The organism is Aquimarina sp. EL_43, assembly GCF_943422735.1.
GTDB lineage: Bacteria > Bacteroidota > Bacteroidia > Flavobacteriales > Flavobacteriaceae > Aquimarina > Aquimarina megaterium.
Genome location: NZ_CALSBR010000001.1, coordinates 5,523,657 through 5,536,446, shown reverse-complemented (window position 1 = coordinate 5,536,446; position 12,790 = coordinate 5,523,657). Strand labels below are relative to the sequence as shown.

The window sequence follows — 12,790 nt, the reverse complement described above, 5'->3', positions numbered from 1 at the left end:
AGTTTGTAGTTCTTGAATAAAAAATTGAAAATGTTAATAAAAAGGCATATCTTAATGATATTGAAGAGAAGCTGAAGTATATTTAATTGAGTGTAAGTTGAGTTAGTTTGATTTTTTCGCTTCAGCCTAGACCCCCAGAGGAGTTGTTAACCACTGGGGGTTGTCTTTTTTATGATTAGGGATATAGTATGCCTTAGAATTAATGAGAGAGAAAGATGATGTAATAGGGATAGTAAGATGGCATACCGAAAAACTCCACATTAAAAATGCAGAGTAATTTAGTGTTTTAGAAAGAAATTTGATTAAACCCGGATTACGCTATATGTGCTTCACACGAAATCCATTCTTCATTCCCATCAGAGTCTTCAGATACTCCACAATCCATCATTGCAGAACCTTCTGGATAGTATTGTACAAATGTGCAATTATTGACCTGCTCTGCGGTACATTGATCTCTTCTGCCTCCACCTATTAATATTAACTCTTCTCGGGATAAAACTTTGAATTTTTTAAATACTTCTAAAGAATTTTTCATGAGTAAATAATTTATATTGATTAATGTATGTACTAAAATACAGTATTAACCAAAGCATAACAAGATAATAAATGTTATAATTTACTTATTAATGATTAAAAAAAATAGATAATGATTACGAAATCAAAGCTTTTAGATCATTGATTACATTGATGTTATGTCTAATGTTTGCATAAAGGATAAACAAAATAATGATAGCAACGATAAATCCTAGCAGGATCCCATTATTTCTGCTCGACAATTTTTTAGAAGTCTTAAGATACGCCTTAGAAATCTTCTTTGCGTAATTGGTCACCAGGGCAAAAGCAGGTGCAAAAATCAAAACGATAACCAGCATATCTATTAATACCAGAAGATATCCCTGTTGATGGATATGTTTCTTTACATATTTTAGGATAAACTCATTGATTAATGCAGCAGATAATACAGCTACTGTGTAGATTGCATATTTGGTGGTTTGTCGATTACTCATAGTAGGGCAACTATTCTATTTTAAAAAGTTAATTCTGTTGACCAAGGTAAAATCTATAATTTGATATTCAAAATAAAGATTGTTTTTTGATAAAGAGTAATCGAGTAATACAGAATACAGATTATATAGTCTTTTGAAAATAAGAACACTATATGACATAAGACCTCACAGGTTTTTACAATCTCAGAAGCAAATAAATGTATGCTAACTTAATGTGTTGAGTATTTTAAAACTAAATACTATAAAAAAGCGTCAATTCGAGTGGTTTTTCATAGTGAAGCGAAGAAAAATTGTATCGAGAATAGCTTTTTGACCCCAAATTCTATTCTCGATACACTTCTTCCTATGGTCGAAGCACTCGAATTGACGAATTTGGAGTTCAAAAACATTAAAACACTCAACAGATTAATTTATAATGTATTTAAGTATAACTCGGGGAATCTAAATGGTAACATTTTTAGTTTCTTTGTTATTAACAAATATAATTGCAATGTCACATCGAGTGCTGCGCTTTTGGGCATAGTGTATCGAGATGTTTTTGAAAAACAAACTTAATGACCATCACTATACAATCAATACCATACAAAAATGCACTTCTATACTGTGTTATTGGTATGTGTTTTTTATACACCACCTTTGGTTATACCCAAACGGTAACCGACACTACAGTTGCCTCACAACATTTTACCAAAGCAGATGTATTACTAAACGATAGAAAACTAGATAGTGCTGTAGTATATTTTAAGAAAGCCTTACCCATCTACCAAAAGGCCAACGCCTGGGAACGTGTTGCCCGATGTTATAATAAAATTGCTGAAAGCCAATGGAGAAATGCAACCTATGATGAATCCTATAAAAACGCACAAAAAGTACTAGAAATAAGTAAGATATATCTCCCGGAAGATAATAGGGAAAAGGCTAGTGCTTATGGTAATATAGGTGAATATTATGAATCTAATAATTCAGACTATAAAACTGCCTTAGACTATTATGAAAAAGGGTTGAAAATAAGAACAAGAATTTATGCAAAAGACCATCCTGCTATTGCAAATTCATATTCTCGAATAGGATATATGTATTATGTGAAAAAAGATTATAACAAAGCAATGAAGTATCAAGAGAAAGCTCTTGATATGCGAATTAAAGCTTTTGGCGAAAATCATCTTGATATTGCATATTCTTATATTCTCATAGGTAATATCTTTTTTATGCATCGTAAATATGATAAAGCATTATGGTATTATCAAAAGTCTTTAATCATTCGAGAAGAACAATTAGGAGGATATGATCTAAGAACTGCTATGTCTTATTTCAATATTGGACTTACATATGATATAAAAGAAGAATATGATAAAGCATTACCATATTTTGATCAGGCTTTATCAATTAGAATCAATATACTGGATAGAAATCATAAAGATATAGCTATATGTTATAGAGTTATTGGCCTTGCTTATAAAAATCAAGGAGCATATGATAAGGCACTTCCTTATTTTGAAAAGTATTTATCTGTAGCAGTTAATGGAAATGAAAAAGCTAGTATTGTTACTGCTCTTAATTATATGGGTTTAATTTATAAGAATAGAGGGGAATATAAGAAAGCACTATATTATTATAATCAAGCAATAAATATTAATGGAAGTAAAAAATATACCCATGCAGTGTATAATAATGTAGGTGTAGTATATAAAGATAAAGGAGCCTATGATAAAGCTTTAAAATACTATAAGAAAGCACTACATGCTAATGTTGAAAGAAGGGGAGACAATCGTACACATATCGCACTTAACTATAATAATATTGGTAATGTCTATAGATTAAAAGAAGAGTATGATCAATCTTTAGAGTATTATAAAAAAGCCCTAGCAATACGAACCAAGCTATTTGATCAAAATAATTCTAATGTAGCTGAATCTTATAGTGATATTGGAGAGTTGTATAGTTTAAAAAAAGAGTATGATAAAGCACTTAACTATGCTGATAAAGCTTTAAAAATAAGGATTGCTATTTATGGAATAAGCAATCCTTTTGTCGCAGATTCTTATGAGAGTAACGGTAATATATATCATGCCAAAACAGATTATAATATAGCTTTAGAACATTATCAAAAAGCCTTAGCCATACGACAACATGTATTTGGTGAGCATCACCCCAAAGTTGCACAATCCTATACTAAAATTGCAAAAGTGTATGCTACACAAAAAGAGTTTGCAAGCAGTTTAACGTATTATAATAAAGCTATAGCTGCTAATATTAAGCCTGATACCCAAACCAAGGCAACTTTTACCTCAGAGCACTACTTAAACTTAGATGTGTTGTTAAGCTCTTTATTAGGCAAAGCCAAAACCTATACTGCTTTGTATACAGAAAGTAACGATATTAATGATCTTAACGATGCAATCCAAACATACCAAAAAGCAGATGCCCTTATCCATACGATCAGGGAAACGTATACCAACTACCAGGACAAGGTGCGTTTTGCCCAAAAAGCAGCAGCAGTATACCAGGGTGCTATAGCCACACAATTACTAGTATACGATACGAAAAAAGAGCAATCCTCTTTAGAACAGGCGTTTTACTATGCCGAGAAAAGTAAAGCCAATACCTTAAAAGAACTACTTACTGATGCCAATGCCAAAACGTATACAGGATTACCAGCGGATCTTGTAGCATTAGAAAAAGAATTAAGGATTGATAAAGCATTTTATCAATCTAAAATCACAGAACTCTACAGTGGATCCAGGATGAGTACTAAAGATTCTCTAAAAATGGTTCGTTATGAGAATACACTATTTGACATTAGCAATAGGCAAGATTCACTAACAGCAGTATTAGAGCAGAACTACCCAAAATATTACCAGCTTAAACATGAGAACACTCTTGTTACGGTTCGTGATATTCAGCGCCATCTAAACGATAATACTACAGTACTTGAGTTTTTTACTTCAGATCGTATCACTTATGCTTTTACGATTTCAAAAGATAAGATTACAGTACAAGAATTAGCGACTCCCAATCTTACGACTACTATAGAACAACTACGAAAAGCCATTGCGTCACAAAACCTGGCAGCCTATAAAACAACGGCATATGCTTTATACAACCGATTAATCTCTCCGATTGCCAATACTCTTCGACAGGGTGACACGTTTGCAGATGATGAATTGATTATCATTCCCGATGGGCCGCTATGGCATTTAAATTTTGAGTTATTGCTAACTCAAAAAGATACAACAAATAACCCCGCAGACTTATCATATTTGCTTAAAGAATATGCGATTACCTATGCCAATGCGGCTAACTTGTTATTTGCTAAAGATAAAAGTGAACAGCTCACACAACAACGGCAGGAGTGCCTGGCATTTTCGTTTTCAGATAGTACGATAACGACCAATACAATGAGTTTGGCCGCGCTAAGAAGTACCGGTATTGATCTTCCGGGAACACGAAAAGAGATCAAAGCGATCTCTAATATTATCGATGGGCAATATTATTATGGATCACAAGCCATAGAAGCTAATTTTAAGAAAAATGCAGGACGGTACGCGATACTTCACCTGGCATTGCATGGGGATGTAGACAATGAACGACCAGAGAATTCAAGACTTTATTTTACCAAAAGTAAAAATACGATAGAGGATAACCTGTTGTATAGCCACGAATTATTTGCTTTGGATATTCCGGCAGAGCTTACTGTACTTAGCGCCTGTTATACGGGTACCGGTAAGATTGCTAAGGGAGAAGGGATTATGAGTTTAGGTAGTGCTTTTCAATATGCGGGTACTAAAAGTTTGCTCTTAAGCAGTTGGGAAGTATCAGATCAAACCACTCCAGAATTGATGCAATACTTCTATACCAACCTTAAAGCAGGGATGAATAAGGCAAAAGCATTGCAACAAGCCAAATTGCAATACCTGGCGACGGCAAATATCAATCGTACACAACCGTTCTATTGGGGAGGATTTTACCTGGTAGGAGATTCGTCACCGATTGTTTTTGAAAGCAACACCTTGTGGTATTGGGTAGCATTGATAGTACTAGTGTTGATAGGAGTAGGGGTGTTTTGGTATAGGAGAAGGAGTAGAGTGTGAAATTTTAATATTGAAGTACCATTGTTTATACTAATAATTATTAGCCTTGTCATCCTGAGCCTGTCGAAGGAGATTGAACATAGAGAAAATAAAATTTTAATAATGAAATACTATTATACATATATAGTCGAATGTAGTGATGGTTCTTTTTATACCGGTATGACGAATGATTTAGAACGAAGAATGAATGAGCATAATGCAGGTAATAAGCCAGATAGTTATACCTATAATAAACGACCAGTTGTTTTAAAATGGTTTGAAATATGTACTAACCCAAATGAAGCCATACAGATAGAAAAGCAAGTAAAAGGATGGAGTAGAAGAAAGAAAATAGCTTTAATTGAAGAGAATTGGGATAAATTGGTTGAATATTCTAAAAATTATACCCAGTTTGGAAATAACATTGATAAAAATAATGGGTCTTCGACAGGCTCAGACTGACATTACGTTTTTAATTAATAATTATAAGTATGTCCATCATCCTAAGTTCTTAGATAAACTTATGACAGGTAGTGTCAAAAGATTATTTTGAGCTTCTCACAGACTATTTACCGATCATCGGTACGTGTATATTAATCCTCGCAATACGAATACCTTTTCGCGCACTCCTTTTATCGATCATCGGTATAGGTATATCGATCAGCGCAATAGAGATACCCTTCCCCGCACTCTTTTTATCGACCAGCGGTATACCAGTACCTTCCCCCGCAAGGGGAAAACCAATCCCTGCAATAAGGTAAGGCTCCCTCGTTGCGCGGAAACCTCAACCCTGTGCGCGGGCCAGTAATAGCAATAGATTACTTGTTGATGATATCTTTTAGATGTGAATTTAAAGTATCTACCTACATTACTTTTTAATAAAACTTTTAACGATATCTTCTTTAGGGTATTTGATTTTTATGAAATAACAGCCTTTAGAAAATCGACTAACATTGATATGTAATGTATTATCTACAATATCAACAGAGGACTGTCTCAATATTTCTTTTCCCGAAATATCATACATGAAAACTTGTATGTTTTCCGGAAGCTCATCAAAATCAAATGAAACACTAAGGAAGGTGTCTGCCGGATTAGGAAAAACCTGGATAGTATTGGTAGTTTCTACAGGCAATGGTGGCAGAGGTGGAGGTGGAGGCGGATTTTCATTATCCCCTGTCGTAAACGAAAAATAAGATGTCCAATCCCCGGTATCATTGTCTTTTATCCTCCAGCAATATTCTGTATTTATTGTAAGTGTATTTTCTGGAACCACAAACGATTCTTCAGATATATTAGAGGCTGTAAATATAGGGGCCATTTTGGTGGCATTAGCAGATGCTGGCTTAGAAAATTTATAAAAAGTATTGGGTTCACTTACGATATAGATAGTCCCCTGATTATCTACCGTTACTCCTTCTGCCTGGCGAATTCTATCGGGTAAGGTACCATTTGCACCGTTAGGGCCAAGATCTAAACGACTATATTCTTTTCCGGTTACATCGGTTTCTACTAATGCTCTGGATTCATGACTTAATACAAGAAAATGAGTATTATGACCTATTGTATTGTTTCCTAAATGATGTAAACCCGATAAATCTCTAAATCCAAAATTATTTGTAGCAATATCAAATGGGTTGGTAACAGTAGGAGAAGTTGATAGATCTGCGGGTACTTCTAAAGAATATATAGTCAACGGACTTTTTTCTTTCACCAGGATTAATTCGTTTGTATCTGGGGTGTAGCCTACTCCTTCCAGACCATTATTTGCTCCCCAATTACCAGGTAGTTGAATGTAATCTGTTGGATAAGAAATGGTTGTTGTATTTTCTACAGTAATTTTAACAGCACGCCCTCTTTTTTCTTCAATAACAAAAAAATCGGTACCATTAACCCATACCAAACCTTCTGTATCATTAAAACCTTGTAGTGTAATACTTCTTATAACATCACCATCTAAGTTCAATTCATACAGTCGGGGAGGATCGTTGATCACAGCAAAAATTGTATTAGTAGTACTGTTGTAAGTTAATCCGGATAGATCATCAGGAATTTGCGTAATCGTTTTTGGACCCTCGATAAGATTAAATTGATCCAGACCCAAACCGATTGTAGGATTTGGAGGGGGAGGGGGATCTATGGGGCTACAATCGGTTATTTCTAAAATATAAGAACTTGCGGAGCCTGACCATTCTAAAGTAGGAGTAATGGAAATATTTTCTGAACCATTATCTGGTCGAATTAATGCTAATTCATTATTTTCTACAGCACCTGGTGCTACTGCACCGATATCAGCATTTACCCGTAGTCTACCTAAGATATCATCTGCAGGAAGCTGATCTGCCCTTGCCATATTAATAACCGGGCTGTTGGCTTCTGGTGTTCCGTATGTGTTTACTAAACGCTCGAATGCTTCTCGAATGGTAACCGAACCATCTTTAAATTGGTTTAAAGAAGAATCATAATGGGGAATGATTAGATTGTTTTGATTTCCTAACAGTGGATTAGCTGTTATACCGTTTGCATCATCTGCACTGTTAATTTTATCACTGTTATCCTGGGGTATAGGAGTGCCATTATTCCAATATAGATTAGTGTCTAAAGTATACGTATCGGTATGAGATATGGGGGAGTCTGAAAAATCATTCATAGTCCCGGTAGGATCAGACCATATATTATTATAAATATTAATAGTGTTGATAATAGGATTGGTAGGTTCTCTGTTAAATCTAAAAGCAAATGCATTAGCAGGTAAATCTCCTGTTACTGTATTGTTTCTAAATGTAATATCTCTACAGCCTTTAATACCAAAAGGGGCCCGCATAGGATTACTACTATTTCCCAGCATTAAGTTATTTTCTATCATAACATCAAAGGCCTGGTAATGCGGTTCACTGTCTTCGCCTATAAGAACAAAGTTTGTAGCTATGGTTCCTTCCCAATTTAGAAATACATTTCTACGAATCTTAACATTTCTCGAACCAGTATAGATATCATTACTACCACCACTATCTTTGATTACAATAAAACTACTGGTGTCATTGTTATTTGTACGGCCGCTACTCGAAAAATCGTTTAAGAAAATATTATCCTGTATAATTAGGTTTTCGACGCTATTCCCATCGATATGTTCATCAGATCCGGCTTGATTAAAAAATAAATTTCCCTGAAAAGTGATATTGTATGAGGCGGCATTTACTTTTACAAGATCATTATTGTAACTATCATGTATAATACAATTCTGAAATGTGATATCATGCACATCACCATTCCCGTCTCCATCAATGTGAATAACTAATGGGGCAGCGCCGGGAGCATCATGGGCTATATCAAAACCATCAAAAGTAATACCATGGCAACCATTAGGGCTTTTATATGCGGTAATAACGGTGGTGTTATTACGTAATTTTGCCATATATGACACTTGTGATTTTACCAAAACACCGGTAGTAAAACTTCCACGAACTCTCACACGCCCATTGTATGTACCGGGTTTTACCAAGATTGTACTACCATCTGTAACCATATTAAGAGCATGTTGGATGGTTGCCCAGGGAGCATCGTTAGAACCATTGCCGCTAGAATCATTTCCGTTTGTAGCTACGTAGTACGTTTGACCTGTTAAAGAAATGTAGGTAATAAGTAGTAAGAATAATAGTGTTTTTTTCATTTGACTTTTCATTTAATGTTGGGATATGTCACTAAATCAGTAGAAGTCAACTTTTTCTACAGATTTGTTTACAAAAAATAAAGGGACAAAGCGTAAAATTAAATGAATTAATGCATAAAATACCCCCTGTTTTCAGTGAAAAAAAGCTTGATAATTTGAAGGTGTCTATTAAAATTAGAGTAGGTAAAATATAGTCTTTAGTATAGAAAAACGTAAAAACCTATATAGGGAAGTAATGATTATAATTTTATTTTTTCTGATTTCGGATATGGATAATCAGGACGATATTGCTGTATATTCGAAATATACCAGAAAAAGTAAACCCTTCATAAGTTCTTTAACTTGTGAAGGGTTTGTATATGTATCTACAAAGGAATATTGCCATGTTTTCGATCAGGACGCTCGACTATTTTATTTTCGAGCATACTAAATCCTTTAATTAGTTTTCTACGGGTATTTTTAGGTAAGATAACCTCATCTACAAAACCACGTTGTGCAGCTCGGTATGGATTAGCGAATTTCTCTGCATACTCAGCTTCTTTTTCGGCAAGTTTGGCTGCCGGATCATCTGCTGCTTTGATTTCTTTTCTAAAAATAATCTCACTGGCACCTTTGGCACCCATCACTGCAATTTCTGCAGAAGGCCAGGCAAAGTTAAGATCTGCACCAATATGCTTAGAATTCATCACATCATATGCACCACCATAGGCTTTACGTGTAATCACTGTTACTTTTGGTACGGTAGCTTCGCTTAAAGCATATAGTAATTTAGCTCCATGCACAATAATACCGTTCCATTCCTGATCAGTTCCCGGTAAGAACCCAGGAACATCTACCAATACCAATAAAGGGATATTAAAGCAATCACAGAAACGTGTGAATCGTGCAGCCTTTTTAGAACTATTCACATCCAAAACTCCAGCTAGAAATTGTGGTTGATTAGCTACAATCCCAATACTTCTTCCGCCCAGACGGGCAAAACCTACAATGATATTCTCTGCATAGTCTTTATGAATTTCATAGAAGGAGTCTGTATCAATAATCCCGCTAATTACCTCGTGCATGTCATAAGGTTTGTTGGGATTATCAGGCACGATAGAAGAGAGGTTGTCTCTTACTTCGTCGGTTAAGGTATATTCTAATTTTTTAGGTTGCTCTTTATTACTTTGTGGTAGGTAGCTTAGTAGTTTTTTTACATCTTCGAGGCATTCTATATCATTAGAAGATGTAATGTGTGCTACTCCTGATTTTGTAGAATGGGTACTGGCACCTCCTAATTCTTCAGAGGTTACTTCTTCATTGGTTACTGTTTTTACCACATTAGGTCCGGTAACAAACATATAGCTGGTATCTTCTACCATCATGGTAAAATCTGTCATTGCAGGAGAATATACAGCACCACCGGCGCAGGGTCCCATAATAGCAGAGATCTGGGGGATTACTCCAGAGGCTTGTACGTTTTTATAAAAAATATCGGCGTACCCACCCAGAGAGCGAACTCCTTCCTGGATTCGGGCACCACCAGAATCATTAAGCCCTATAATGGGTGCTCCCATTTTTACAGCCATATCCATAACTTTACATATTTTCTCGGCGTGAGTTTCGGATAAAGCACCACCAAAAACGGTAAAGTCTTGTGCAAAAATGTAGATTAAGCGTCCGTTTACGGTTCCGTATCCCGTAACGACACCATCGCCATAATAGATCTCTTTATCCATTCCAAAATCGGTAGTACGGTGTGTTACCAGGATACCAATTTCTTCAAAAGAGCCTTCATCAAGTAGATATGCTACACGCTCACGGGCAGTTAATTTTTTCTTTTGATGCTGTTTTTCAATACGTTGCTCACCACCACCTAATTTTGCCTGAGCAATTTTATCTTGTAATGTTTTTATTTTTGAATTCATAATATTAGAGTGTTGGTATGCGTAACGTTTTTTGATCTTCGAGGTATTGTTTCATAGCAATTAAGGCGGCGATTTTGGCTTCTTTTTCCATTGCCGACTGTATTGTTTCGGGGATAAAATATTTCTTCACAAAATGGGTGTCGAAATTACCAGATTTAAAGGCATCATGCTCAAACACGAATTTACCAAACGGTAATGTAGTTTGCACTCCTTTAATAGTATAATTGTCAATTGCTTTTATCATCAACTGTATCGCTTCTTCACGAGTTTTTCCGTAAGTAATTAGCTTCGAGAGCATGGGGTCGTAATAGATAGGAATATCCATTCCTTCTTCAAAACCATTGTCTACTCTAATGCCTTTTCCAACGGGTAATTGATAAGTTTCTAAGTTTCCTACACTGGGTAAGAAATCATTGAGCGGGTCTTCTGCATAAACTCTTAACTCCAGCGCGTGTCCTTGTATACTTAGATCTTCTTGTTGTATGGGTAGTTTTTCGCCTCTGGCTACTTTTATTTGTAGTGCTACAAGGTCTGTTCCCGTAATAAGTTCGGTAACAGGGTGCTCTACTTGTAGTCTGGTATTCATTTCGAGGAAATAGAAATTATGATTTTCATCTAAAAGAAATTCTACAGTCCCTGCGCCAAGGTAATCACAGGCTTTGGCTACTTTTACGGCTGCTTCTCCCATTTCGGATCGTAATTCTGGAGAAAGTACTGCAGAGGGAGCTTCTTCAACTACTTTTTGATGTCGTCGTTGTACACTACATTCTCTTTCGAATAGGTGTACTACATTGCCATGACTATCTGCCATTACTTGTATTTCGATGTGTCGTGGTGAGGCAACATATTTTTCGATAAATACAGAACCATCTCCAAATGCCGAGGTAGCTTCGCTAATGGCGCGATTCATTTGTGATTCGAGATCTTTTTCTTCTTCTACCACTCGCATTCCTTTTCCACCACCACCGGCAGAGGCTTTAATTAAAATAGGAAAACCTATTTCTGAAGCGATTTTTTTTGCTTTAACAACATCTGTAATGGCTTCGTCTATACCAGGAACCATAGGGATATCATAGGCCTTAACAGCATCTTTGGCTGCTAATTTGCTTCCCATAACCTTAATGGCTTTTGATTTTGGGCCTATAAAAATGATATTATTTTTTTCTACTTCTTCTGCAAATTCTGCATTTTCACTAAGGAATCCATATCCCGGGTGTATGGCATCTACATGTAATTGTTTAGCCACTTCAATGATTTTAGATCCTAATAAGTAGGATTGGTTAGAAGGGGCTTCACCAATACAGACAGCTTCATCTGCAAATTTTACGTGTGGAGCGTTTCTGTCTACGGTAGAGTATATTGCTACGGTTTTGATTCCCATTTTACGAGCTGTGGTCATCACTCTAATGGCAATCTCACCTCTGTTTGCTACTAGTATTTTTTTCATATTAAACTATATTAGAACACATTGTCCTATTTAATGCCTAGGGTAGGCTAAGCGAATTCGATTAATAATTGTCCTTTATCTACTGCATCACCTGTAGTGGCCGAAATGGATTTGATAACTCCATCTCTGGGAGATAGAATAATATTTTCCATTTTCATAGCTTCCAAAATAAGTAAAGGATCATCTTCTTTTACTTCCTGGCCTATTTCAACCTGAACATCGAGAAGCAGTCCGGGCATAGGAGCTTTAATCGCATTTACCTGTTTAGAAGATCCAATAGAGAATCCCATTGCTGCAATCCGGGTATCTAATTCATTGGTAATGTTAACCTGGTAGCTGTTGTTATTAACCTTTACAGTATATTTTTTAGTATCGAAATCTGATTGTACAATTTCTGTATGAAAAGATTTGTTGTTTTGAAGAATGTGATGGGTCGATTTAGAATTACTTACCATATCTATCTTTGAAATGTCTTCTTCGGTAAATTCAAAATCAAAAATAGTATTTACACTAACTTTATATGTACTACTCATAAATGTGAATATTTGACTTGCAATATAAAAATAGATATTAAAAAGAACCAGATAATAATTAGAAGTTTATTCCTTCAGCTTTTATGGGTTTCCATAACAATTTGATTTACTATGAACTTACCTTTATGTATTCGATATATATGGTGATTAAACCAT

General features: G+C 35.4%; 8 protein-coding genes. 2 read left to right on the top strand and 6 right to left on the bottom strand.

Annotated features, from left to right (window positions below; translation table 11 throughout):
* Nucleotides 1-313: 313 nt before the first annotated feature.
* Together NNL09_RS23625 and NNL09_RS23620 are read right to left on the bottom strand one after the other, a co-directional pair.
* Nucleotides 314-535 carry a hypothetical protein gene (locus NNL09_RS23625; RefSeq protein ID WP_196911926.1) on the bottom strand — a complete coding sequence of 74 codons (222 nt, stop codon included), beginning with the start codon at nt 533-535 and terminating at the stop codon, nt 314-316.
* A 115-nt stretch (nt 536-650) separates the two neighbouring features.
* A complete protein-coding gene (locus tag NNL09_RS23620; protein WP_034245825.1) occupies nt 651-1,007 on the bottom strand; it encodes a hypothetical protein in 357 nt (118 codons plus the stop codon).
* Nucleotides 1,008-1,561: 554 nt separating this feature from the next.
* Between NNL09_RS23620 and NNL09_RS23615 the strand changes: the two genes are divergently transcribed.
* Together NNL09_RS23615 and NNL09_RS23610 are read left to right on the top strand one after the other, a co-directional pair.
* Entirely contained in the window at nt 1,562-5,098 is a 3,537-nt protein-coding gene (locus NNL09_RS23615; protein WP_196911927.1) for a tetratricopeptide repeat protein, read from the top strand.
* 102 nt (nt 5,099-5,200) lie between these two features.
* The gene (locus tag NNL09_RS23610) at nt 5,201-5,539 is read left to right on the top strand and encodes a GIY-YIG nuclease family protein (RefSeq protein ID WP_196911928.1); all 339 of its coding nucleotides are present in this window, start codon (nt 5,201-5,203) and stop codon (nt 5,537-5,539) included.
* Between the two features lie 406 nt (nt 5,540-5,945).
* On the opposite strand, the gene NNL09_RS23605 is transcribed toward NNL09_RS23610, so the two are convergent.
* The 4 genes from NNL09_RS23605 to NNL09_RS23590 form a co-directional block, all read right to left on the bottom strand.
* Nucleotides 5,946-8,747 carry an SdiA-regulated domain-containing protein gene (locus NNL09_RS23605; RefSeq protein WP_196911929.1) on the bottom strand — a complete coding sequence of 934 codons (2,802 nt, stop codon included), beginning with the start codon at nt 8,745-8,747 and terminating at the stop codon, nt 5,946-5,948.
* Nucleotides 8,748-9,112: 365 nt separating this feature from the next.
* The gene (locus tag NNL09_RS23600; RefSeq protein WP_196911930.1) at nt 9,113-10,654 is read right to left on the bottom strand and encodes an acyl-CoA carboxylase subunit beta; all 1,542 of its coding nucleotides are present in this window, start codon (nt 10,652-10,654) and stop codon (nt 9,113-9,115) included.
* A 4-nt stretch (nt 10,655-10,658) separates the two neighbouring features.
* A complete protein-coding gene (accC, locus tag NNL09_RS23595; protein WP_196911931.1) occupies nt 10,659-12,101 on the bottom strand; it encodes an acetyl-CoA carboxylase biotin carboxylase subunit in 1,443 nt (480 codons plus the stop codon).
* Nucleotides 12,102-12,148: 47 nt separating this feature from the next.
* Nucleotides 12,149-12,634 (bottom strand): acetyl-CoA carboxylase biotin carboxyl carrier protein subunit, encoded by a 486-nt coding sequence (locus NNL09_RS23590; RefSeq protein ID WP_196911932.1) that lies wholly within the window; start codon nt 12,632-12,634, stop codon nt 12,149-12,151.
* Nucleotides 12,635-12,790 lie beyond the last annotated feature (156 nt).